The sequence below is a fragment of the Cupriavidus sp. 30B13 genome (genome assembly GCF_049059565.2).
In the GTDB taxonomy this organism is placed as follows: Bacteria; Pseudomonadota; Gammaproteobacteria; order Burkholderiales; family Burkholderiaceae; genus Cupriavidus.
In genome coordinates this window covers 3,089,199-3,110,192 of the sequence record NZ_CP188224.1, presented here as the reverse complement: position 1 = coordinate 3,110,192, position 20,994 = coordinate 3,089,199, and the positions used below count along the sequence as shown (strand labels likewise).

Annotated in this window: 20 protein-coding genes; 12 read left to right on the top strand and 8 right to left on the bottom strand. The window is 69.7% G+C overall.

Annotated elements, in window-relative coordinates:
- Window positions 1-68: 68 nt before the first annotated feature.
- The 6 genes from rrtA (at window position 69) to ACKI2N_RS32935 (ending at window position 4,937) form a co-directional block, all read left to right on the top strand.
- On the top strand, window positions 69-701 hold the full coding sequence (rrtA, locus tag ACKI2N_RS32960) for a rhombosortase (RefSeq protein WP_420996583.1): 633 nt from the start codon (window positions 69-71) through the stop codon (window positions 699-701).
- A 148-nt stretch (window positions 702-849) separates the two neighbouring features.
- A complete protein-coding gene (locus ACKI2N_RS32955; protein WP_420996582.1) occupies window positions 850-1,752 on the top strand; it encodes an NAD-dependent epimerase/dehydratase family protein in 903 nt (300 codons plus the stop codon).
- Between the two features lie 84 nt (window positions 1,753-1,836).
- Window positions 1,837-2,640, top strand: coding sequence for a 2,5-didehydrogluconate reductase DkgB (dkgB, locus tag ACKI2N_RS32950; protein WP_420996581.1), 804 nt, complete (start codon window positions 1,837-1,839; stop codon window positions 2,638-2,640).
- A 41-nt stretch (window positions 2,641-2,681) separates the two neighbouring features.
- Window positions 2,682-3,680, top strand: a complete 999-nt coding sequence (locus ACKI2N_RS32945) for an aldo/keto reductase (RefSeq protein ID WP_420996580.1) — start codon at window positions 2,682-2,684, stop codon at window positions 3,678-3,680.
- A gap of 238 nt (window positions 3,681-3,918) precedes the next feature.
- Window positions 3,919-4,248: a PAAR domain-containing protein gene (locus tag ACKI2N_RS32940; RefSeq protein WP_420996579.1), complete on the top strand. Its 330-nt coding sequence runs from the start codon at window positions 3,919-3,921 to the stop codon at window positions 4,246-4,248.
- A gap of 137 nt (window positions 4,249-4,385) precedes the next feature.
- Window positions 4,386-4,937, top strand: coding sequence for a hypothetical protein (locus ACKI2N_RS32935; RefSeq protein ID WP_420996578.1), 552 nt, complete (start codon window positions 4,386-4,388; stop codon window positions 4,935-4,937).
- Between the two features lie 113 nt (window positions 4,938-5,050).
- Here ACKI2N_RS32935 and ACKI2N_RS32930 read toward each other — a convergent pair whose 3' ends face one another.
- From ACKI2N_RS32930 to ACKI2N_RS32920, 3 genes are all read right to left on the bottom strand, one after another.
- Window positions 5,051-5,356 (bottom strand): putative quinol monooxygenase, encoded by a 306-nt coding sequence (locus ACKI2N_RS32930; RefSeq protein WP_420996577.1) that lies wholly within the window; start codon window positions 5,354-5,356, stop codon window positions 5,051-5,053.
- Between the two features lie 81 nt (window positions 5,357-5,437).
- Entirely contained in the window at window positions 5,438-6,412 is a 975-nt protein-coding gene (locus ACKI2N_RS32925) for a TIGR03571 family LLM class oxidoreductase (RefSeq protein ID WP_420996576.1), read from the bottom strand.
- A 22-nt stretch (window positions 6,413-6,434) separates the two neighbouring features.
- Window positions 6,435-7,565, bottom strand: coding sequence for an alkene reductase (locus ACKI2N_RS32920; protein ID WP_420996575.1), 1,131 nt, complete (start codon window positions 7,563-7,565; stop codon window positions 6,435-6,437).
- A gap of 253 nt (window positions 7,566-7,818) precedes the next feature.
- Between ACKI2N_RS32920 and ACKI2N_RS32915 the strand changes: the two genes are divergently transcribed.
- Window positions 7,819-8,667 (top strand): D-amino acid aminotransferase, encoded by an 849-nt coding sequence (locus tag ACKI2N_RS32915; RefSeq protein ID WP_420996574.1) that lies wholly within the window; start codon window positions 7,819-7,821, stop codon window positions 8,665-8,667.
- Window positions 8,668-8,772: 105 nt separating this feature from the next.
- Here ACKI2N_RS32915 and ACKI2N_RS32910 read toward each other — a convergent pair whose 3' ends face one another.
- Genes ACKI2N_RS32910 through ACKI2N_RS32900 form a run of 3 tightly spaced genes read right to left on the bottom strand, consistent with a single transcriptional unit; the run spans window position 8,773 to window position 12,479 of the window.
- Window positions 8,773-10,344, bottom strand: coding sequence for a benzoate-CoA ligase family protein (locus ACKI2N_RS32910; RefSeq protein ID WP_420996573.1), 1,572 nt, complete (start codon window positions 10,342-10,344; stop codon window positions 8,773-8,775).
- A gap of 55 nt (window positions 10,345-10,399) precedes the next feature.
- Window positions 10,400-11,953, bottom strand: coding sequence for a 3,4-dehydroadipyl-CoA semialdehyde dehydrogenase (locus ACKI2N_RS32905; protein WP_420996572.1), 1,554 nt, complete (start codon window positions 11,951-11,953; stop codon window positions 10,400-10,402).
- 46 nt (window positions 11,954-11,999) lie between these two features.
- Window positions 12,000-12,479, bottom strand: coding sequence for a DUF4863 family protein (locus ACKI2N_RS32900; RefSeq protein WP_420996571.1), 480 nt, complete (start codon window positions 12,477-12,479; stop codon window positions 12,000-12,002).
- A gap of 88 nt (window positions 12,480-12,567) precedes the next feature.
- Here ACKI2N_RS32900 and ACKI2N_RS32895 point away from each other — a divergent pair, with 88 nt between their 5' ends.
- From ACKI2N_RS32895 to boxA, 4 genes are all read left to right on the top strand, one after another.
- On the top strand, window positions 12,568-13,560 hold the full coding sequence (locus ACKI2N_RS32895; RefSeq protein WP_420996570.1) for a helix-turn-helix transcriptional regulator: 993 nt from the start codon (window positions 12,568-12,570) through the stop codon (window positions 13,558-13,560).
- A gap of 137 nt (window positions 13,561-13,697) precedes the next feature.
- Window positions 13,698-15,356 (top strand): 2,3-epoxybenzoyl-CoA dihydrolase, encoded by a 1,659-nt coding sequence (boxC, locus tag ACKI2N_RS32890; protein ID WP_420996569.1) that lies wholly within the window; start codon window positions 13,698-13,700, stop codon window positions 15,354-15,356.
- 126 nt (window positions 15,357-15,482) lie between these two features.
- On the top strand, window positions 15,483-16,910 hold the full coding sequence (gene boxB / locus ACKI2N_RS32885) for a benzoyl-CoA 2,3-epoxidase subunit BoxB (protein ID WP_420996619.1): 1,428 nt from the start codon (window positions 15,483-15,485) through the stop codon (window positions 16,908-16,910).
- Between the two features lie 110 nt (window positions 16,911-17,020).
- Entirely contained in the window at window positions 17,021-18,298 is a 1,278-nt protein-coding gene (boxA, locus tag ACKI2N_RS32880) for a benzoyl-CoA 2,3-epoxidase subunit BoxA (RefSeq protein ID WP_420996568.1), read from the top strand.
- 70 nt (window positions 18,299-18,368) lie between these two features.
- Here the strand turns inward: boxA and ACKI2N_RS32875 are convergent, their stop codons facing one another.
- Together ACKI2N_RS32875 and ACKI2N_RS32870 are read right to left on the bottom strand one after the other, a co-directional pair.
- Window positions 18,369-18,815 carry a hypothetical protein gene (locus ACKI2N_RS32875; RefSeq protein WP_420996567.1) on the bottom strand — a complete coding sequence of 149 codons (447 nt, stop codon included), beginning with the start codon at window positions 18,813-18,815 and terminating at the stop codon, window positions 18,369-18,371.
- A 260-nt stretch (window positions 18,816-19,075) separates the two neighbouring features.
- Window positions 19,076-19,891, bottom strand: a complete 816-nt coding sequence (locus tag ACKI2N_RS32870; protein ID WP_420996566.1) for an IclR family transcriptional regulator — start codon at window positions 19,889-19,891, stop codon at window positions 19,076-19,078.
- A 99-nt stretch (window positions 19,892-19,990) separates the two neighbouring features.
- On the opposite strand from ACKI2N_RS32870, the gene ACKI2N_RS32865 reads away from it, so the two are divergent.
- Window positions 19,991-20,980: a tripartite tricarboxylate transporter substrate binding protein gene (locus ACKI2N_RS32865; RefSeq protein WP_420996565.1), complete on the top strand. Its 990-nt coding sequence runs from the start codon at window positions 19,991-19,993 to the stop codon at window positions 20,978-20,980.
- The last annotated feature ends 14 nt before the right edge of the window (window positions 20,981-20,994 follow it).

The window sequence follows — 20,994 nt, the reverse complement described above, 5'->3', positions numbered from 1 at the left end:
CCGTTCCCCCTGTCACTTTTCGGCACGAATCATCGAAACCGCATCGGCACGGAACGAGCCCACACCCCATGACACGACACAGCGAAATCGCCACCCGTCTCCCGCCGTGGCTGCGGACCGCGAGGCGCTGGCTGCCGTGCGCGCTTGCCACGCTGCTGCTGCTCGCGCTGCAGGCCGGCGGCGAGCCGCTGCGCCTGGCGCTGCGCTTCGAGCGCGCGGCCGTGCTGGACGGGCAGTGGTGGCGCCTGTTCGGCGCGCACGCGGTGCACCTGTCCCCGGCCCACTGCCTGCTCAACATCGCGGGCCTGTGGCTGGCGGCGGCGTGGACGCCGGGTGGCCTGGGCGCGTGCGCGCTGCTGGCGCGCTGGCTGCTGCTGGGCGGCGGCATTTCCGTGCTGCTGCTGGTAGCCACGCCGGTGCCGGACTACGTGGGGCTGTCGGGCGTGCTGTATGGCCTGTTCGTCATCGCGCTGCTGCCGCAGGCGCTGCGCCGCGACGGGCCGGCCGCGCTGGCGCTGGCCGGCGTGGCCGGCTGGGCCGCGTGGCAATGGCTGGCCGGCCCGGCCGCCGCGGAGGAGCGCCTGGTGGGCGGCCATATCGTCGCCGCGGCGCACCTGGCCGGCATGACGCTGGCGCTGGCCTGGCTCGGCGCGCGCCGGCTGGCGGCGCCGTTCGCGTCCTTTTTCCGCACCTCGTCATGAGCAGTTCATTCCCCGGGCGGCCCGCCCCGCGATTGTTGCGCTCCGGTCAAGTATCTTCTGCGCACCGGCAGGTTATTCCCGCCCGGACTTGAGCGGATACTCCTGCCATGTGCAAAAGCCGGGGCTTGCCCGGCGCGAGGAGTCTCCCATGCAGATCTTCATCACCGGCGCCGCGGGCTTCATCGGCGGTTCGGTCGCGGCGCGCTTGCTGGCCGCCGGCCACACCGTGCGCGGCCTCGTGCGCAACCCGGCCCAGGCCGACGGGCTGGCCCGCCTCGGCATCGCGCCGGTGGCCGGCACGCTCGACGACGCGGCCCTGCTGACGCGCGAGGCCGCCCGGGCCGACGCCGTCGTCAACACCGCCAGCAGTGACCACCGCGGCGCCGTGGAGGCGCTGCTGGCCGGCCTGCGCGGCTCCGGCAAGCCCTTCCTGCATACCAGCGGTTCGAGCGTGATCGGCGACGATGTCGGCGGCAACGTGCTGTCCGCGCGCATCTTCGACGAAGACACGCCGCTGGTGGTGGAAGCCGGCAAGCAGGCCCGCCACGCCATCGACCAGATGGTGCTGGCGGCCGCCGCCGACGGCGTGCGTGGCGTCGTGCTGTGCAACAGCATGATCTACGGCACCGGTACCGGGCTGCACGCGGACAGCGTGCAGATCCCGCCGCTGGTGGCGCAGGCCCGCCAGAGCGGGGTGGTGCGCATCGTCGGCAGCGGCGTGAACAGGTGGTCCAACGTGCATATCGCCGACGTGGCCGAGCTGTACGCGCTGGCGCTCGCACATGCGCCGGCCGGTACTTTCTACTTCGTCGAGAACGGCGAGGCGTCCTATGCCGAGATCGGCGCGGCCATCGCGCGGCGCCTCGGGCTCGGTCCCGTGCAGTCGTGGACCGTGGCGCAGGCCGCCCCGGTGTGGGGCGAGGGCGCGGCGCGCTATTCCTTCGGCTCCAACAGCCGCGTGCGCGCCCGCCGCGCGCGCGCCGAACTGGGCTGGCGGCCCGTGCACGACTCCGTCACCGGCTGGATCGAACACGACATGCCGGTGGACTGAGCGGCCGCGCTGGCCCATTACCCGCGATTTCCGGCCGGGCCGCTGCCAGCCCCGGCCGCCACTTAACTGACAAAGGAACGAATCATGAGCATTCCCGCACTCGGCCTCGGCACTTTCCGCCTGCAAGGCCAGGCCGCCATCGACTCCGTGCGCAACGGCCTCGAAGCCGGCTACCGCGCCGTCGACACCGCGCAGATCTACGGCAACGAAGCCGAAGTCGGCGAAGCCATCGCCGCCAGCGGCGTGGCCCGCGCCGACCTGTTCCTGACCACCAAGATCTGGATCGAGAACCTGTCGCGCGACAAGCTGGTGCCCAGCCTCAAGGACAGCCTCGCCAAGCTGCGCACCGACCACGTCGACCTGACCCTGATCCACTGGCCCTCGCCGGGCTGCGCGGTGCCGGTGGCCGAGTTCATGGGCGCGCTGGCCGAGGCCCGCGAGCAGGGCCTGACGCGCCAGATCGGCGTGTCCAACTTCACCATCGCGCTGATGCGGGAAGCCATCGACGCCGTCGGCGCCGGCGCGATCGCCACCAACCAGATCGAGCTGCATCCGTTCCTGCAGAACCGCAAGGTGGCGGAATTCGCGCGCAGCCAGGGCATCCACATCACGTCCTACATGACGCTCGGCTACGGCAGCGTGCTGCAGGACCCGGTGATCCGGCAGATCGCCGCGCGCCTGGCCGCCACGCCCGCGCAGGTGGTGCTGGCCTGGGCCATGCAGCTCGGCTATGCGGTGATCCCGTCGTCCACCAAGCGCGCCAACCTCGAAAGCAACCTCGGCGCGCTCGCCGTGCGCCTGAACGACGGCGACATGGCCGCCATCGCCGCGCTGGACCGCGGCGGGCGCCTGACCAGCCCGGACGGCCTGGCGCCGGCCTGGGACTGAGGACCGCACCTCCACCGAAGACCACGAAACAAGGCTCCATCATGCGTATCACTCTCCCCGGGCGCGTCGGCTTCGGCACGGCGCCGCTCGGCAATATGTACCGCGACATCCCGCAGCAGGAAGCCATCGACACCGTCGAGGCCGCCTGGCAGCAAGGCATCCGCTACTTCGACACGGCGCCCATGTACGGCGCCGGCCTGGCCGAACTGCGCCTTGGCGAAGCGCTGCGCCATCACCCGCGCGACGAATACGTGCTCAGCACCAAGGTCGGCCGCCTGGTGCTCGATGAAACCGAAGACGCCGCCGCGCGCGATTTCGGCGAGAAGGGCGGCCTGTTCGAACACGGCCTGCCCAACAAGATCGTCTACGACTACTCCGCCGACGGCACCCTGCGCGCCATCGAGGCCAGCCTCGCGCGCCTGCAGACCGACCGCCTCGACATCGTCTGGATCCACGACCCCGCGCGCGACTTCCACGGCGACGCCTGGCAGGACGTGCTGCGCACCGCCATGGACGGCGCCGCGGTCGCGCTGACGCGCCTGCGCGAGCAGGGCGTGATCAAGGGCTGGGGCCTGGGCGTGAACCGCGTCGAGCCCTGCGTGCTGGCGCTCGAGCAGGCCGACCCCGACGGCTTCCTGATCGCCGGGCGCTACACGCTGCTCGACCACGAAGCCGCGCTGGCCCAACTGCTGCCCGCCTGCGTGGCGCGCGGCGCCGGCATCGTGGTGGGCGGCCCGTACAACTCAGGCATCCTGGCCGGCGGCGACCACTACGAATACCAGAAAGCCTCGCCCGAGCTGCTCGCGCGCGTGGAGCGCATGCGGCAACTGTGCGCGCGCTTCGGCGTGGACATCCGCGCCGCGGCGCTGCAGTTCTCGCTCGCGCATCCCGCCGTGGCGGCGGTGATCCCGGGCGCCAGCCGGCCCGGGCGCATTGCCGAAAACCTGGAATTCGCCGAGACGGAGATCCCGGCGGCATTCTGGACGGCGCTGCGCGAAGAAGGACTGGTGTCGGCGGCGGCGCCGTTGCCGGCAGGCTGAGCGGGGAAGGGCAGGGTCCCGGCGAAGCGATGGCCTTCGCCATTCGCGAGCGCCCGCCCCCTCTCCCATTGCATGGGAGAGGGGAGCAAACCGTCGGCAATGTCGGGTTTGCAGGCAGACGGAAGCCCGGTTCATGACCGGGCTTTTTTATGTTTGCAAGAAAGTGTAGCAACGCATCTATTTCAGCGTGTTCCTATAGACGCCGTGTGCGTGGTTCCGATAATGGGGCTTTGATCTCATGGATTGGAAGGAGCTTCGCATGATGAGGGGAATTGCCCGCAAAGGAGACGAGACAACGCACGGAGGAAAAGTACTAGAAGGAATACCAGATTTCCTTATTGACGGAATTCCTGCTGCGGGTGTTGGGCACATGGTGTGGTGCCCCCGGTGCAATGGCATTTTTTCCATAGTTGAGGGTGGCTCCAGTTTTACCGCGTACGGTTACCTTGTCGCACTACATGGAATGCGTACCGCCTGCGGAGCGGAGTTGATCTCCTCCGTGGGCGGATTTGCGGACGTTGAGCATCCACGCGACGGTGTACAGTCGCGCCCCGTCGACCTACTTTAAGGGGTCATATACCAAGTACCTTAGAAGCAATACGGCACTCGTTGTCGAGGACGCGGAGGGCTCGCGTCCAGGCATGTTCCGGGATGCCGTCGGCCTGAAAATGTGGGTCTCGCCGCGTGAGAAGAAGCTGATTCGCGATGAGCTTGAACGTCGTGTGGCGGCCGATTCGAAATACAGTCTATTTGGAAATTCGTGCAGCAGCAACGTTGCTGACGTTCTGGAATTGGCGGGAATCATGGCGCATGATCCTCGCGGTTTCCAAATGCCCGTTACGCCGGCCGAGTTGCTGGCAGTATTGGAAAAATCAAACCGCCTGGTTCAACGGCGATTCTATGGAAAGGGCTATGAGGGTGGCGCGTCGGGAAACTGGTAGGCGGAAGCTATGGTGCGTCCTCTGCCTTGTTGTCGTTCTGGCCGGTGGGCTGTATCTGCTGTCGAGCGGCTATCGGTTCCGCGTCGGCGACAGCCAGGCGATGAAGCGCGTCGTGCTGTACCGCGAATGGGAAGGTATGCTGGATCCGCGAGGCGAGGTGGAGGGCGAAGTGAAGCCTGGCGACAGATGCCGGCTCGTTCAGGTCGGCACAAAGACCGTGGCGAATTTCCGCATCAAATGCGGAAACCTTGAAGGGTGGACGGCCGATGGAAATGCCTTTGATCCGCCACTGAAGCTTGACCTCTGGGAAGGGTAGACCCCTCGCAATCGGTCATCGCTGTCTTCGCGTGCGAGCATTCCGGAATCCCCTCCGGCCCGTAGTCTCGGCATGCCCATCTTCATGCGCGCTGGCCGGCCGCGCAAGGGCGGCTATGCCACCGCACGCATCTCGTAAATCGAAGTCTGCGCAATGCATTCCCCGGCCGCGTTGCGGAACGCCGCCATATAGCTGCTGTCGAGGTGATCGCGCCATTGCGCTGCGGAGGTCCAGGTTTCGACGAAGATCACCAGGCCTTGTTCGGTGTCGGACCGGTGCAGCTCGTAGCGCAGGCAGCCCGGATGCTGCCGGGCCGCGGCCACCAGTTTGAGCTGTTCGGCCAGCAGGCGGGCCTGCTGGCCGGGCTTGGCGTGAACGTGGGCGATGACGGTAAGCGGTGTTGCGGTATTCGTTTCCATGACGGATTCCTTGGTCCTTGAAAGGGGGATGGCTGTCTCCCTCTCCCATGCGGCGGGAGAAGGGAGACAGGATTCGCAGCCTCACGCTGCCAGCGTTGCCTGCGTGTTTTCCTGAGCCTGGGCCGCCCCGGCATCGCCATGAAAATGCGGCAGCACATGCGCGGCGATTTCTTCCATCACTTCGCGCACCGGCCGCTGGCTGCGGCGGAAATGCAGGCCGATGTGCGCGGCGCCGGCCGCGCGCATGGCGTGCAGTTCGCCGATCAGTCCGTTGCGCCCGACCGCCGCGCCGAAGCGGTGGCGGCGGATCGGTGCGTCGGGGTCGTCCAGCAGGTCGAGGTGGATGAAGCTGATGTAAGGCCTGGCGCCGGCCGCGGCGCGCCACATGGCGCTGCGGCGCACGTGATCCTCGGGCGTGCCGGGGTAGGCCAGCCAGCCGTCCATGTGCTCGCCCACCCAGGCCGGCGACTGCTGCGCCAGCCCGGCCACCAGCAGCGGCAGCGGCTGGTCCGGGCGCGGCAGCATGCGCACGCCGTCGGGCAGGTGCGATGCGCCGGCGTCGCGCAGCAGCGCGACCTGTTCGCGGAAGGCTTCGCCGCGGCGTGCGAAGTCGCGGCCGAAGACCGGATATTCGACGGGACGGTCGCCGCTGGCCACGCCGAGCAGCAGCCTGCCGTGGCTGAGCCGGTTCACCGTGGCGGCGGACTTGAGCGTCAGCATCGGCTCGCGCAGCGGCAGCACCACGGCGGCGGTGCCGAGCAGGATGTGCTCGGTCACGCCGGCCAGGTAGCCGAGATAGCTGAAGGTTTCGAACACCTGCGCGGCGTCGCCGAACTGCGGGTCGTAGAGCGGCACGTCGCGCACCCACAGCGCGCGGAAGCCGAGCCGGTCGGCCAGCCGTGCCAGCTCGCCGTGGCGCGCCATGTCGGGCTCGCCGGGCAGGCGGCCGGACTGGCGCCGGGCCAGCTCGCCGGCGGGCGACCAGTCGTTGTCCAGCGGCAGTTCCACGCCGACGCTGAAGCCGCCGGCGGTGAGTCGGTCCAGTGCGCCAGGCATGGCGGTCTCCTTGGCGGTGGGTTTATGCGGCATCGGCTTGCGTGCCGGTGTTGCTGGCATGCCGCGGATAGTCGGTGTAGCCGGCCTCGCCGCCGCCGAAGTACCTGGCGCGGTCGCCGGTGGCGAGCGGCAGGTCGTGCTGCAGGCGGTACGGCAGGTCCGGGTTGGCGATGAACGGACGGCCAAAGCCGATCAGATCGGCCCAGCCCTTGGCCAGCGCTTGCTCGGCGCGCGGCTTGGTGTAGTTGCCGGAATAGATCAGCGTGCCGGGGTAGACTGCGCGCAGCGCTTCCTTGAAGGCGGCGGGCATGACGGGGGCGTCTTCCCAGTCGGCCTCGGCGATGTGGATGTAGCCCACGCCGATCTGGCCGAGCGCGTGCGCGGCGGCCAGGTAAGTGGCCTCGGGGGTGTCGTCCACCGCGCCCTGCAGCGTGGTCAGCGGCGCCAGGCGCACGCCGATGCGGTCCTTGCCGACCACGTCGGTCACGGCCTGCGCCACTTCCTTGAGGAAGCGCAGGCGGTTGGCCAGCGAGCCACCGTAGGCATCGGTGCGGGCGTTGGCCTGCGAGTCGATGAACTGGTTGATCAGGTAGCCGTTGGCGCCATGCAGTTCCACACCGTCGAAACCGGCTTCCAGCGCATTGCGCGCGGCGCGGGCGTAGTCGGCCACGATGCCGGGGATCTCGTCGGCGGACAGCGCGCGCGGCGCCGAGTGCTGGACCATCTCGCCCACGCCGCCCTGCGGGCCATGGCCGCTGGCGTCGACGAACACCTTCACGCCTTCGGCCACCAGCGCCGACGACGATACCGGCGCGGCATTGCCCGGCTGCAGCGAGGTGTGCGAGACGCGGCCCACGTGCCACAGCTGCGCGAAGATCCTGCCGCCGGCGGCGTGCACCGCGTCGGTGACCTTGCGCCAGCCGCGCACCTGCGCTTCGGTGTAGATGCCGGGCGTCCAGGCGTAGCCCTGGCCCTGCTGGCTGATCTGTGTGCCTTCGGAGACGATCAGGCCGGCGCTGGCGCGCTGGGCGTAGTACCTGGCCATCAGGTCGGTGGCGACGTCGCCGGCGGCGGCGCGCGAACGGGTCATGGGCGGCATCACGATGCGGTTTTGCGTGGTGATGTTGCCAAAGGTGTAGGGGGTGAACAGCATGGTTGCCTCGCTCGTCGGGTATCGGTTGATGAGGCGATTATCGGGACGGACCGGCTTTGCAAAAACCCCGCGGCAGGCAAATGATTCTTGCGGCGGGATCAAGGAAGGGGTGGATGTCCCGGTGCGGTGCGCGGCACAAGGCGGCGCCGCGGCCGGCCTCGCGCGCGTCATGCTTATTTTGCATAGGGCGCCGCCGTGGCTTGTGGAAGAATGCCGCATTCCCCCTCCACCCTGCCCCAAGCCTCTGCCCACCATGAACGAAGACATCGTCTACCTCAACGGCGAACTCACGCCCCTGTCCGAAGCCCGCGTCCCCGTGCTGGACCGCGGCTTTATCTTTGGCGACGGGGTGTACGAGGTGGTGCCCATCTACGGCGGCAGGCCTTTCCGCCTGCAACAGCACCTGGCGCGGCTGGCCCGCAGCCAGGAAACCATCGGCATTCCCAATCCGCATACGGACGCCGAATGGATGGCGCTGATCGACCGCGTGGTCAAGGCCAACGGGCTGTCCGACCAGATGATCTACATCCAGGTCACGCGCGGCGTGGCGCGCCGCGCCCATGCCTTCCCCAGGGAAGTGACGCCCACGGTGCTGATCATGACCAACCCGATGACGCCGCCGTCCGCGCGGATGCGCGAGCAGGGCGTGGCGTGCGTGACGCAGGAAGACAAGCGCTGGCTCCATTGCCAGGTCAAGTCCACCTCGCTGCTGGGCAACGTGCTGGCGGCGCAGAACGCGGTCGAGCACGATGCCACCGAGAGCATCCAGTTCCGCGACGGCTTCCTGACCGAGGCCTCCGCCTCCAATGTGTGGATCGTCAGGCAAGGCCGCGTCAGCGCGCCGCCCAAGGACAACCTGATCCTGGAGGGCATCCGCTACGGCTGGATGGAAGAGCTGTGCGCCGCGCTGGACATCTCGCTGGAAGCGCGCCGCATCGCGCGCGAGGAAGTCTTCGCCGCGGACGAGGTGCTGCTGACCTCGGCCAGCAAGGAAGTGCTGCCGGTGGTCACCATCGACGGCAAGGCCATCGGCGCGGGCGTGCCGGGGCCGGTGTTCAAGCGGCTGTACGCGGCTTACCAGGAGGCGAAGGCGGCGGCGTGAGGCGCGCGGCGGAATGACTGCGGGTCTGCTCCCCCCCGCTTGCGGGAGAGGGGAGCAGACCGTCGGCAGGTACGCGGCCATCGTAGAGCTTTGCGCGACCCGGCCTCAGGCCGCCGCGCCCTCCATTTCGCGCAGCCGGAAGCGCTGGATCTTGCCGGTGGCGGTCTTGGGCAGCGCGGGCACGAACTCGATCGCGCGCGGGTACTTGTAGGGCGCCAGGCGCTCCTTGACGAAGGCCTTGAGCTCGGCCTCGCCGGCCTGTGCGCCGGGCTTGAGCACCACGAAGGCCTTGGCCCTGGTCAGGCCCGCGCCGTCGGGCACGCCGATCACGGCCGCTTCCAGCACGGCCGGATGCTGGGCCAGCGTGGCTTCCACCTCGAATGGCGAGACGTAGATGCCGCTGACCTTGAGCATGTCGTCGCTGCGCCCGGCATAGCGGTAGCTGCCGTCGGGGTTGCGCACGTACTTGTCGCCGCTCTTGGTCCAGCCGCCGCGGAAGGTCTCGCGCGATTTCTCGCGGTTGCCCCAGTACATCAGCGCGGCGCTGGGGCCCTGGATATAGAGGTCGCCGACCTCGCCGTCTGGCACCGGGCGGCCTTCCTCGTCGCGCAGCTCCACCGCGTAACCCGGCACCGGCCAGCCGGTGGTGCCGTAGCGCACCTGGCCCGGGCGGTTGGAGAGGAAGATGTGCAGCATCTCGGTGGAGCCGATGCCGTCGATGATCTCGCAGCCGAAGTGGGCGGTGAAGCGCTCGCCGAGCTCGGCGGGCAGCGCCTCACCGGCGGACGAGCACAGGCGCAGCGCGACTTCGCCGCGCGCGGGCAGCGCCGGCGAGGCGAGCATGCCGGCGTAGCCGGTCGGCGCGCCGAAGAAGACCGTGGGCCGGTGATCCCGCCAGCGCCGGAAGGTGGCTTCGGGCGTCGGCCGCCCGGCCATCAGCACCACGGTGGCGCCTACGCTCAAGGGGAAGCTCAGGCCGTTGCCCAGCCCGTAGGCGAAATACAGCTTGGCGGCGGAAAAGCAGATGTCGTTCTCGCCCAGCCCGAGGATGGGGCCGGCGTACAGTTGCGCGGTCCAGTACGGGTTGGCCTGGCTGTGCAGCACGCCCTTGGGGCGGCCGGTGGAGCCGGACGAATAGAGCCAGAAGCCGGGGTCGTCGGGGCCGGTGCCGGCGGGCGCGGCCAGCGGCGCGTGGCGGTCGAGCAGCGCCTCGAGCGCGACCGCGCCATCCCCGGGCGCGCCGTCCGGGTGCGAGACGATGATCGCCTTGACCTCGTGGCTGCCTTGCGCCATGGCCTGCCGCAGCACCGGCAGCAGCGCGGCCGACACCAGCACCGCCTGCGCGCGGCTGTGCGCCAGCATGTAGGCGTAGTCGTCGGCGGTGAGCAGGGTGTTGACCGCCACCGGTACGATGCCCGCATACATGGCGCCGAGGAAGGAAACCGGCCAGTCGTTGCAGTCGTGCATCAGCAGCAGCACGCGCTCTTCGCGGTGGATGCCGCAGCCTTGCAGCGCGGCGGCCAGGCGGCGCACGCGCTCGGCCAGCGCGCCGTAGGTCAGGCTGCCGTGGTCGTCGACATAGGCGGTCTTGCCGGCGCGCCGCGCGTTGGCGGCGAGCAGGTGCGCGGCGAAATTGAAGGGCGTGCCCGGCGGCCGGGCGGATGCTTCGGTGGTCATGCTGGTCTCCCCTTGTGGGTGGCGGGTCGTGCTGGTGGCGGGTCGCGCGCCCGGCCTACAGTTGCGCCAGCACGCTGGTGCTGGCCTGCACGGCGCTGCGCCGGTGATAGAAGTTCAGGGCGCGCAGTCCGCCCAGTTCCTCGCCGCCGCCCGCGCGGCCCGGGCCGCCGTGCAGCGACTGCGGCATGACGTTGCCGTGGCCGGTGTGTGACTGGCCCACCTCGGGCGAGATCACGTGGACGCGGCCGTGGCTGTCGGCCAGCTCGACCGCGGCGGCGGCCAGCGCGGCATCGTCGCCGCCGTACAGCGAGGCCACCAGCGAGCCTTGCCCGCGCCGCACCAGCGCCAGCGCATGGGCGGCATCGCGGTAGGGCACCAGCGTGGCCACCGGGCCGAACACCTCGGTGTCGTGCACGCGGTCGGCGAGATCGGCGCGGTCGGCGCCGGGCACGCCCAGCAGGGTGGGGCCGACGCAGCAGGCCACGGCCGCATCGGCATCGACCAGCGCGTGCGTGGCGCCGTCGTGCAGCACTTCGGCCTGTTCGCGCAGGTAAGCCAGCCCCGCGCGCACGGCATCCAGCTGCGCGCGGCTGACCAGCGCGCCCATGCGCACCGCGTCATTGCGCGGGTTGCCCACGGTGGTCTTGCGCAGGCGCGCGCCGATGGCCTCGGCGGCGGCGCCGTACAGCGCCTCGGGCACGAAGATGCGGCGGATGGCCGTGCATTTCTGGCCGGACTTGACGGTCATCTCGCGCGCGGCTTCGCGCACCAGCAGGTCGAACGCTGCGCTGCCGGCGGCCTCGCCGGGCAGCAGCAGCGCCGAGTTGACGCTGTCGGCTTCGATATTGACGCGCACCGAGCGCTGCGCCACGGCCGCGTGCGAGCGGATCAGCGCGGCGGTGTCGGTCGAGCCGGTGAAGGACACCACGTCGAACGGCTGCAACTGGTCGAGCAGGCCGGCCGCGCTGCCGCACACCACGGACAGCGCGCCGGGCGGCAGGATGCCGGCCGCGATCACGTCGCGCACCATGCGTTGCGCCAGCCATGCCGTGGCCGTGGCGGGCTTGACGACGACCGGCACGCCGGACAGCAGCGCGGGCGCGGCTTTCTCCCACAAGCCCCAGCCCGGGAAGTTGAACGCATTGATCAGCAGCGCCACGCCGCGCGTGGGCGCGAGCACGTGCTGCGACTGGAACAGCGGTTCCCTGCCCAGGCGCGCGGCCTCGCCGTCAGGCAGGAAGCCGCGCTCGCCGAGCGATTCGCCGAGCTTCGCATAGGTGCCGAGCGTGAAGATGCCGCCGTCGATGTCGACGGCCGAGTCGTTCCTGACCGTGCCGCTGTTGGCGGTGGCGATGTCGTAGTAGGCCTCGCGGTTGGCCTGCAGCACCTTGGCGATGGCGCCCAGCATGGCGGCGCGCTCGCGGTAGCCGAGCGCGCGCAGGGCCGCGCCGCCCTGCGCGCGGGCGAAGGCGAAGCCGGCGGCGAGGTCGAGCCCGGTGGCGTCCACGCGCACCAGTTCGTCGCCCAGCACGGGGTCGAGCAGCGCCGTGCCGGCGCCGGTCCCGGCTTGCCAGCGGCCGCCGAGATGGTTGGAAAGCAGTTCGGTCATGATGCGGGTTCCTGCGGGTGGGCGGATGGGAAGCGGGCAGGCGGGGCTATCGCGTGAATTCGATGCGCCCGGCGGGCAGCAGATAGAGGACCAGGGCGCGGCCCTGGGTGACGGTGGGCCGGTGCGCGCTGCCGGGAGGGCAGACCAGCCAGCCGGCCGGGCGGCCGTCGAAGCGCGCCTCGCCTTCGACGGGCATGATCAGGTCGATCTCGCCTTCGGGATGCGCGTGGTGCGGCCCGGCGATGTCCTGCATGTCCACCACGTCGACCGAGAAGCCGTGCAGTTCGTCGTCCGGCTTGAAGATGCGGCCGTAGCGGATGCCGCCGCCTTCGCGGTTGCACAGCCAGCCGTCGGCCACGCCGGCTTCGCAGGCGGCCTTCAGTTCGCGGTAGGTCAGGCTGCCGGCACCGTGTCCGGCGTTGAGCCAGGCGTCGAGGGCGGCATCGAGCGGGCGGCCGGCGATCCCGGCGGTCAGCCGCGCGATCTGCCCGCGAAATGCCTGGACGCGAAATTCGGTTGGGGACATCTGGGGGCTCCATTAGACTTAGCCGGGTTGCATACCCATGCGTCATGCATTATTGTGCATGAACGAAACATAGAGCCGACCAGAAATCATGTCAAGCAATATATTGCATGCGACCGGGTTAACTCGGACCGCGCCGACCGACGGACCTGCCGCGCAACCGGGTCCGGGGGCCGGGGGCGCGGGGGGCGAGAGCGCTGCGGCGGTCAATGCGGGCGAGAAGAATCCGCTGCTGGTGGCGCTGGGCGAACGCGTGCGCGAGCTGCGCGCCCGCCGCGGCCTGACCCGCAAGGCCACCGCGCTGGCCGCGGACGTGTCGGAGCGGCATCTCGCCAACCTGGAATACGGCAGCGGCAACGCCTCCATCCTGGTGCTGCAGCAGGTCGCCACGGCGCTGCAATGCTCGCTGGCGGAACTGCTGGGCGACGTTTCCACCTCGTCGCCGGAATGGCTGCTGATCCGCGAACTGCTCGAACACCGCGACGAGGCCACGCTGCGGCGCGTGCGCATCGCCATCGGCGAGATGCTGGGCACCGGCGGCGGCAACGCCGCGCGCAGCCCGCGCGTGGCGCTGATCGGCCTGCGCGGCGCCGGCAAGTCCACGCTGGGCGCCATGCTGGCCGAGGACCTCGGCTTTCCGTTCGTGGAACTGAGCCGCGAGATCGAGCAGTTCGCCGGTTGCAGCATCTCGGAAATCCAGGGCCTGTACGGCATGAACGCCTACCGCCGCTACGAGCGGCGCGCGCTGGAAGAGGCCATCCAGATCTACCCGGAAGCGGTGATCGCCACGCCGGGCGGGCTGGTGTCCGACCCGGCCACCTTCAACCTGCTGCTGGCCCACTGCACCACGGTCTGGCTGCAGGCCGACCCGGAAGACCACATGAGCCGCGTGCGCGCCCAGGGCGACCTGCGGCCGATGGCCGCCAGCAAGGAAGCGATGGAGGACCTGCGCCATATCCTGGCCGGCCGCGCGGCGTTCTACTCCAAGGCGGAACTCAGCGTGGACACCAGCGCCGCGCCGCTCGAAGAGACGTTCCAGGCGCTGCGGGACGTGGTCCGGCGGGCGTTGCAACTGCCGCTGTAGCGGCTGGAAGGCGTCGCGGGCTCCTCTGGGAATGATGCACAATAGTGCTTGACTCGAATTGGATTGGTGAACTATATTTCTTTTCACCGGATTCCCGATCACTGCACTATCGTGCTTCATTGCTGAGGAGACACAGCATGGCTACCGCCCCCCGCGTCGATTACCAGACCGACCCGTCCCAATACAAGCACCTCAAGCTGACGTTCGACGGTCCCGTTGCCACGCTGGCGGTGGACATCGACGAAAACGCCGGCCTGCGCCCCGGCTACAAGCTCAAGCTCAACAGCTACGACCTCGGCGTCGACATCGAGCTCAACGACGCGGTCAACCGCGTCCGCTTCGAGCATCCCGAAGTGCGCACCGTGGTGGTCACCAGCGGCAAGGACCGGGTGTTTTGCTCGGGCGCCAACATCTTCATGCTGGGCGTGAGCAGCCATGCCTGGAAGGTGAACTTCTGCAAGTTCACCAACGAAACCCGCAACGGCCTGGAAGACTCGTCGAAGCACAGCGGCCTGAAGTTCCTCGCCGCCGTCAACGGCGCCTGCGCCGGCGGCGGCTACGAACTGGCCCTGGCCTGCGACGAGATCATCCTGGTCGACGACCGCGCCTCGGCCGTCAGCCTGCCGGAAGTGCCGCTGCTGGGCGTGCTGCCCGGCACCGGCGGCCTGACCCGCGTGACCGACAAGCGCCACGTGCGCCATGACCTCGCCGACATTTTCTGCACCACCACCGAGGGCGTGCGCGGCCAGCGCGCCAAGGACTGGCGCCTGGTGGACGACATCGCCAAGCCTGCCGCGTTCGCGCAGAAGGTGCGGGAGCGCGCGCTGGCGCTGGCCGCGCAGAGCGACCGCCCGGCCGACGGCCGCGGCGTGGCGCTCTCGCCGCTGCTCCGCAGCGTGGAGGCCGATGCGCTGCGCTACGAGCACGTGCGCGTGGAGATCGACCGCGCCGCGCGCCGCGCCACCTTTGTCGTCAAGGCACCGTCGGCCACGCAGCCGCAGACGCCCGCCGCCATCGCCGAGGCGGGCGCCGCCTGGTACCCGCTGCAACTGGCGCGCGAACTGGAAGACGCCATCCTGTCGATGCGCACCAACGAGCTCGACATCGGCACCTGGCTGATCAAGACCGAAGGCGAGGCCGCCAACGTGCTGGCGATGGACGCCACCCTGCTCGCGCACAAGGACCACTGGCTGGTGCGCGAGACCATCGGCCTGCTGCGCCGCACGCTGTCGCGCCTGGACGTGTCGTCGCGCAGCCTGTTCGCGCTGATCGAGCCGGGCTCGTGCTTTGCCGGCACCTTCCTCGAACTCGCGCTGGCCTGCGACCGCAGCTACCACCTCGCGCTGCCGGACGACGCAGCGCGCGCGCCCAGGATCACCGTGGCCGAGACCAATTTCGGGCTCTACCCGATGGTGACCGGCCAGAGCCGCCTGGGCCGCCGCTTCTATGACGAGCAGCCCGCGCTCGAAGCGGTGCGCGCCCAGGCCGGGCGGCCGCTCGACGCCGACGCGGCCCATGCGCTCGGCCTGGTCACCGCCAACCCGGACGACATCGACTGGGCCGACGAAGTGCGCATCGCGCTGGAAGAGCGCGCCGCCATGTCGCCCGACGCGCTGACCGGCATGGAAGCCAACCTGCGCTTCAACGGCCCGGAGAACATGTTCACCCGCATCTTCGGCCGGCTCACCGCCTGGCAGAACTGGATCTTCCAGCGCCCCAACGCGGTGGGCGAGAAGGGCGCGCTCAAGGTCTACGGCAAGGGCGACAAAGCCGCGTTCGACTGGAACCGCGTCTAGGCCGCATGCCCCCAAACGGCGCGGCGCGTTTCCCCGGTGGGGGCGCCGCGGCCGGCACCGACCCCGCTCCACCAAAGCCGACGCACAACGCCAACGCACAACGCACAGCCAGCCACGGAGACCATGATGTCCGGCATCAACTACAGCGACAAGATCCCCAACAACGTCAACCTCAGCGAAGACCGCACCCTGCAGCGCGCGCTCGAGCAATGGCAGCCCAACTACCTGAGCTGGTGGAACGACATGGGCCCGGACGGCTCGCACGACTTCGACATCTACCTGCGCACCGCCATCAGCGTGGATCCGCAGGGCTGGGCGCACTTCGGCCACGTGAAGATGCCGGACTACCGCTGGGGCATCTTCCTCAACCCCGCCGAGGCCAACCGCAAGATCCACTTCGGCGACCACAAGGGCGAAGACGCCTGGCAGGACGTGCCCGGCGAATACCGCGCCAACCTGCGCCGCATCATCGTCACCCAGGGCGACACCGAGCCCGCCTCGGTGGAGCAGCAGCGCCACCTCGGCCTGACCGCGCCGAGCATGTACGACCTGCGCAACCTGTTCCAGGTCAACGTGGAAGAAGGGCGCCACCTGTGGGCCATGGTCTACCTGCTGCACAAGTACTTCGGCCGCGACGGCCGCGAGGAAGGCGAGGCGCTGCTGGAGCGCCGCAGCGGCCAGCAGGACAACCCGCGCATCCTGCAGGCGTTCAACGAGCAGACCCCGGACTGGCTGTCGTTCTTCATGTTCACCTACTTCACCGACCGCGACGGCAAGTTCCAGCTGTGCGCGCTGGCCGAATCGAGCTTCGACCCGCTCGCGCGCACCACCAGGTTCATGCTGACCGAGGAAGCGCACCACATGTTCGTGGGCGAGAGCGGCGTGTCGCGCGTGATCCAGCGCACCTGCCAGGTCATGAACGAGCTGAAGACCGAAGACCCGGCCCGCCTGCGCGCGGCCGGCGTGATCGACCTGCCGACCATCCAGCGCTACCTCAACTTCCACTACAGCGTCACCATCGACCTGTTCGGCGCCGACGAGTCGAGCAATGCCGCCACCTTCTACAGCACCGGCCTCAAGGGCCGCTACGAAGAAGGCAAGCGCGCCGACGACCACGTGCTCAAGGGCCAGAGCTACAAGGTGCTGCAGGCCGTGGGCGGGCAACTGGTGGAGAAGGAAGTGCCGATGCTCAACGCGCTCAACGAAGTGCTGCGCGACGACTACATCAAGGACAGCGTGGCCGGCGTGGAGCGCTGGAACAAGGTCATCGAGAAGGCCGCCATCCCGTTCCGCCTGAAGGTGCCGCACAAGGCTTTCCACCGCAATATCGGCGCGCTCTCGGGCGTGAAGATCTCGCCGGACGGCCGCGTGATCTCCGAAGCCGAATGGCGCGACAACGTGGACCGGTGGCTGCCCGGCGACGGCGACCGCGCCTTCGTGGCCAGCCTGATGGGCCGCGTGGTCGAGCCCGGCAAGTTCGCCAACTGGATCGCGCCGCCGGTGATGGGCATCAACCGCCAGCCGGTGGATTTCGAGTACGTGCGCTTCAACTGAGCGAAGCCCCGCGCGCGCGGGCGCCACCGGCGGCAGGGACCCCCGCGCCTGCCGCCGCAAGCCAATGGGGAAGCCCCCGGCCACAGGGGGCACGATACCCGGAGATCGCCATGGACATGTCCGACATTCAGGTCATCAGGCAGCACCTGATCGACCCCGAGATCTGCATCCGCTGCAATACCTGCGAGGCCACCTGCCCGGTCGCGGCCATCACGCACGACGCGCGCAACTACGTGGTGGATGCCGACAAATGCAACGGCTGCATGGCCTGCATCTCGCCGTGCCCGACCGGCTCGATCGACAACTGGCGCACCATGCCGCGCGCGCGCGCCTACGGCGTCGACGAACAGCTTGGCTGGGACGAACTGCCGGCCGAGCTCACGCCCGAGCAACTGGCCGCCGCCGGCGTGGCGGCCGGCGCGGAAGCGCCGCCGGAGCCGGCCGCCGTCCCGCTGCCCGCCGCCGCCAGCGGCGAGGAGGCATTCAACAGCGCGCAGTACGGCGCCACCGTGCCGCCGTGGTCGGCCGCGCACGCCTACACCAACCTGTACGGCGCCAAGGCCGCCAGGACCATCACCGCCACCGTGACCGGCAACGTGCGCGTGACCGAGGTGGGGCGCGACTACGACACCCACCACATCGTGCTGGACTTCGGCGCCTCGCCGTTCCCGGTGCTCGAAGGCCAGTCCATCGGCATCGTGCCGCCCGGCGTGGACGCCAGCGGCCGCCCGCACCACGCGCGCCAGTATTCGCTGGCCAGCGCGCGCAACGGCGAGCGGCCCGGCTACAACAATATCTCGCTGACCATCAAGCGCGTGCTGGAGGACCACCAGGGCAATCCCGTGCGCGGCGTGGCGTCCAACTACATGTGCGACCTGCAGGTGGGCGACAAGGTGGAGGTGATCGGCCCGTTCGGCAGCAGCTTCCTGATGCCCAACCACCCGCGCTCCAACATCGTCATGATCTGCACCGGCACCGGCAGCGCGCCCATGCGCGCGATGACCGAATGGCGCCGCCGGCTGCGCAAGTCCGGCAAGTTCGAAGGCGGCAAGCTGATGCTGTTCTTCGGCGCGCGCACCAGGGAGGAACTGCCCTATTTCGGCCCACTGCAGAACCTGCCCAAGGATTTCATCGACATCAACATGGTGTTCTCGCGCACGCCGGGCCAGCCCAGGCGCTACGTGCAGGACGCCATGCGCGAGCGCGCCGCCGACCTGGCCGCGCTGCTGGCCGACCCCGACACGTATTTCTACGTATGCGGCCTCAAGAGCATGGAAGAGGGCGTGGTGCTGGCGCTGCGCGACGTGGCGCAGCAGGCCGGGCTGTCGTGGGAGACAGTGGGCGCCGACCTCAAGCGCGAGGGGCGCTTGCACCTGGAGACGTATTGAGCGGTACGGACGGCGCGCGGCCCGGAGGGCCCGGGCCTGCCGTCGGCCCGGCGCCCGCGCAAAGCCCTGGCTACTTCGTCGCCTTGTCGTGCTCGGCGAGGCCGACGGCCTTGTAGTCGTAGCTCGGGTAGAACTCCGTGCGATACGCGCCCCAGGCCGTATCCTCGAGCACGCGGTTGACTTCGCGAATGCGGGTGGCGGGCAGGCGCAGCGTGATGACCTGGCCGATCCCCATGGCCACATACCAGCTCATCACCTCGACGCCGGCGGGCGGAAACGCCTTGTAGAAGCCCTGCTTGGCCAACTGCGCGTTCAGCTCGCTGAGCGGGCGCGACTGGTCATGCCGCAGGAACACCGTGAGCAGCACCGCATTGTCCGGTGTCGCGGTGGCCGTTCCCGCGGGCGGCGCGCTGACGGTCTGTGCACTGGCGCTGCCGCTGTACAGGCATGCGGCATTCAGGGCCGCGGCGGTGCCGACGATGCTCGCCGCGAAACGAAGCTTGCTGGTGATGCTCATGAGGGCCTCTTGAGGTGGGGCCGGGCCGGTGCCCGGTCTGAGCTTGGGGGTTTGCACCATCCTGGTGGATGACAGGTTCGCCACGTCACGGTGGCCCGGGTAGGCTACTCGCGCGACATGGGGTTGTCCAGCGAACGGGGCGGTGGCATGCGCGTTCTGTGCGTCCCGTCTTGCGGTCCCGGAATCGCCGGCTTCGATGCACCGGCGGTCATCAATCTGTCGCCCCGCGGTGGTACCCAGCGGGCCCTGCTCCGAATCCCTCACAACCCCTTCGGCAACAACGTCGCCAGCGACTCCCGCATGGCGCGCGCGATCAGTTGCTGGCGCTCGCGCGGCATGCGCGCGAGCGTGGAAGCCACGCTGATGCCCGCGACCGGTTCCCCGTCCGGCGCCTGCACCGCCATGCCCACCGCCAGCACGCCGCTGGTGGCGTGGTTGCCGATCACCGACCAGCCGCGCTCGCGCGTGGAGCGCACCAGGATCCGCATGCGCTCGGGCGTCATGCCGCCGTAGCGGCCCAGCGCCGGCGCGTTGGCGGCGATGCAGTGCTCCACTTCTTCGTCGGGCAGCGCGGACAGCAGCGCCAGCCCCGCCGCGCCCACGCCGAGCGGCTGGCGCGTGCCGATCTGGATGACGAGGATCTGCACCGGATGCGTGCCCACGTGGCGCGCGATGCAATGCGAGATCGGGCCTTCGCGCACGATGGCGAAGGCGGCGTCGCCGCAGGCGGCGCTCACGCGCGCCAGCACCGGCTGCAGGCGCGCGGCGAAGCCGGGGGTGGCGCGCGGCTGTGCCAGCGCCGCCGCGCGCGGGCCTGCCACGTAGCGGAAACGCCCGCGCTGCGCCACATATCCGCTTTCCATCAGGGTCGCCAGCAGGCGATAGACGGTGGCGCGTTCCAGCGCCGCGATGCGGCACAGGTCGACCACGCGCAGGCCGTCGCGGCCGCTGTCGAGCACTGCGTCGAGTAGTTGCAGGCCGCGCCGCAGGGTGCGCGCGCCGGTGTCTTCGGCCGTCTCGGCGGCGGATGGAACGTCCGGCTGGCGGACGTTTCGGCTGGCAGTGCGGGCAGGCATGGGGAAGAATTTCTCGGGTCGACGGAGCCACCCCGCAGTATGCCGCAGCGCAGTCAGAAGGGGGCCCGCGACGGCATCGCATCGCCAACAGGAGACAACATGACTTCGCACAATGCACTGCGCCGGCGCTTGCTGGCATTCGCCGCGGCGCTCGCCTGCGGCGCCGCGCCGGCCTTGCGGGCCCAGCCCGCCGGGTGGCCCGCCAAGCCGGTCAGGCTGGTGGTCGGCTATTCCGCCGGCGGCGCCACCGACGTGATCGCGCGCCTCGTCGCGGTCAAGCTGGGCGAGCAGCTCGGCCAGTCGGTGGTGGTGGACAACCGCGCCGGCGCCAACAGCAACGTGGGCGCCGAGCTGGTGGCCAAGTCGCCGCCGGACGGCTACACGCTCTACGTCTACACCATCGCCAATACCATCAACGCGTCGCTGTACGACAAGCTGGGCTACGACCCGCAGAAGGACTTCGAGCCGGTCGGCCTGATCGCGCGGATTCCCAACATCCTGGTGGTCAACCCGAAGCTGCCGGTGAAGACGCTGGCCGACTACATGCGCCTGGCCAAGAGCTCGCCGGAAGGCGTGACGTTCGCCTCGTCGGGCAGCGGCTCGTCCATCCACCTGTCGGGCGAGATGTTCAAGATGCAGGCCAGGCTCAACATGCTGCACGTGCCCTACCGCGGCAGCGCGCCGGCCGTGACCGACCTGCTCGGCGGCCAGGTGCAGTCGATGTTCGACAACACGCCGTCGTCGCTGCCGCACGTGAAGGCGGGCCGGCTGCGCGCCATCGCCATCACCAGCGCGCAGCGCTCGCCGCTGCTGCCGGACGTGCCGACCGTGGCGGAGTCCGGCTTTCCCGGCTTCGACGTGCAGTCGTGGTTCGCGCTCGCCGCGCCGGCGGGCACGCCGCAGCCGGTGGTCGAGCGGCTCAACGCCGCGCTGGGCAAGGTGCTGGCCATGCCGGACGTGCGCCAGCGCCTGCAGGACCTGGCGGCCACGCCCGAGCCCGGCACGCCGGATCAGCTGCGCAAGCTGATCGCATCCGAAACCAGGCGCTGGCGCGACGTTGTCAAACAGTCTGGCGCCAAAGCCGAATAAGGAGAATGACCGCC